1 protein-coding gene is annotated in these 776 nt (G+C 62.9%); it reads right to left on the minus strand.

The features are described 5' to 3' along the window. Positions 1–32: 32 nt before the first annotated feature. Positions 33–776 (minus strand): hypothetical protein (locus CBF90_RS16080; protein ID WP_141097195.1); only part of this gene is annotated, 744 nt, incomplete at its 5' end.

The raw sequence follows: 776 nt of genomic DNA on the forward strand, positions 1-776 counted from the left end.
TGGTATGGCTGATTATGATCAATGAATTCTCATCAGGAGCACTCGGTAGGGGCCACGGTCTTTTCCACGGTGGAGCCCTCGTGTGTGACCTGGCAGCTGTAGGACCGGTGGGACTTCCACTGCTCGGGGGTCAGGGACAGGTAGGAGGAGGCGGCGTATTTGTTGTTGGACTGCTTGGAGGGGGTGGTGGTTTCCACGCCGGCCTTCACAGGAGAGCTGTCGGCCTTCCAGGCCACGGTCACGGCGCCAGGGTAGAAGTCGGAGATCAGGCAGACCAGGGTGGCCTTGTTGGCCTGCAGTTCCTCGGAGGATGGGGGGAACAGGGTCACGGAGGGAGCGGCCTTAGGCTGGCCCAGCACGGTCAGCTTGGTGCCTCCGCCGAACACCAGGCCGCTGATGGACTTGTCCCAGGCGGCGCAGTAGTAGTCGGCCTCGTCCTCAGATCTCAGGCCGGAGATGGCCAGGGAGGCGGAGGTGCCAGACTTGGAGCCAGAGAACCGGTCGGGCACGCCGGAGGGCCGGTTGATGTTGCCGTAGATCAGCAGCTTGGGGGCGGTGCCGGGCAGCTGCTGATACCAGTACACGTTGTAGCCAGCGCCGATGTTGCTGGAGGAGCCGGTGCAGGAGATGGTCACTCTCTGGCCAGGGGTGCCAGAAGCGGAGGGAGGCTGGGTCAGCACGGACTGGGAATGCACACCTGTAGCTGTTGCTACCAAGAAGAGGATGATACAGCTCCATCCCATGGTGGCGGCAAGCTTCGTGTCAAGGACGGTGAG

The organism is Microbacterium sp. AISO3 (assembly GCF_002204305.1).
Classification (GTDB): domain Bacteria; phylum Actinomycetota; class Actinomycetes; order Actinomycetales; family Microbacteriaceae; genus Microbacterium; species Microbacterium arborescens.